The organism is Brachybacterium sp. 107, from assembly GCF_052379725.1.
In the GTDB taxonomy this organism is placed as follows: Bacteria; Actinomycetota; Actinomycetes; order Actinomycetales; family Dermabacteraceae; genus Brachybacterium.
Window position 1 is genome coordinate 1 of record NZ_JBQSYW010000048.1, and the last position, 503, is coordinate 503.

Here is a 503-nt window from a genome sequence, read left to right on the forward strand (position 1 = left end):
CGCAGGAACGAGGTCAGTGTCGCGCCGTAGGAGCCGGTGCCCTCGATGCCGAACGCGAGGATCTTTCCGAACGATTCCGCCCAGGTGAGAAGCTGTTTGAAACCGCCGGTATCGGTGGGAATGGTGAGGGTCGCGAGGATGCCGGCGATGGTGTCGAGCACGGCGGCGACGTGGATGTGCTTATGGGTGTCGACGCCGATGACGACGTGCCCGGAGTGGACGCTTTCGAGTGTGCTCATGGTGCCTGTCTCCCTTGACGGTTAGCGTGGTCTCACGCTGTCGCCGGCGGGTGGACAGGACTGTCACGGGGACGCTCTCGACATGCTGCTCCAGGCTCCTATTAGGTCACGCCCGATCCGGCGGCAGTGCTTACTGCGTGCCCGGCCGGGCGGTCGACAGATCAACGCTAAGGCACCCTGCGGGCCAGTCATAAGCAAGGGTCAGACCGCGTCGGCCGGGACTACCCCATCCTCGCGGGATCGGGTAGATAGAGACTGACAGTC

The 503-nt window shown here is 64.2% G+C and carries 1 protein-coding gene; it reads right to left on the bottom strand.

Annotated features, from left to right (window positions below):
* On the bottom strand, nucleotides 1-239 hold a 239-nt coding region (locus ACT3UL_RS19220; RefSeq protein WP_444580002.1), incomplete at its 3' end, for an IS110 family transposase.
* Nucleotides 240-503 lie beyond the last annotated feature (264 nt).